The sequence below is a fragment of the Streptomyces sp. KR55 genome (assembly GCF_052245645.1).
Taxonomy (GTDB): Bacteria; Actinomycetota; Actinomycetes; order Streptomycetales; family Streptomycetaceae; genus Streptomyces; species Streptomyces flavusporus.
Genome location: NZ_JBQQCE010001025.1, coordinates 1 through 543 on the forward strand (window position 1 = coordinate 1; position 543 = coordinate 543).

The 543-nt window shown below is 64.5% G+C and carries 1 protein-coding gene; it reads right to left on the reverse strand.

Features of this window, described 5'->3' with window-relative positions; genetic code table 11:
• The coding region (locus ACTWQJ_RS52140; protein ID WP_443313317.1) for an alpha-amylase family glycosyl hydrolase at nt 1-543 on the reverse strand (543 nt) is incomplete at both ends.

A 543-nucleotide genomic window follows, 5' to 3' on the forward strand; every position in this document is an offset into this window, starting at 1 on the left:
ACTCCCGGCGGACGGCCATGAAGATCCGTGGCATGACCGGGAAGTGGAACGCCATATGGCATTCGTCGCCGCCGGCGCGGAAGTCGCCGAAGTAGTCGACCACGTCCTCGGGCCACTGGTTGGCCTCGGCGAGGAGCACCGTGTCCGGATAGTGGGCGTCGATCTCCTTCCGGACCCGTTTGAGGAACTCGTGGGTGGCCGGCAGGTTCTCGCAGTTGGTGCCCTCCTGGACGTAGAGGTAGGGCACCGCGTCCAGGCGGAAACCGTCGATGCCCAGGTCGAGCCAGAACCTCAGCGCGGAGATCATCTCCTCCTGGACGGCCGGGTTCTCGTAGTTGAGGTCCGGCTGGTGGGAGAAGAACCGGTGGAAGAAGTACTGCTTGCGGACCGGGTCGAAGGTCCAGTTGGACACTTCCGTGTCGACGAAGATGATGCGGGCGTCCTGGTACTGCTTGTCGTCGTCGGCCCACATGTAGAAGTCGCCGTAGGGGCCGTCGGGGTCCTTGCGGGACTCCTGGAACCACGGGTGCTGGTCGCTGGTGT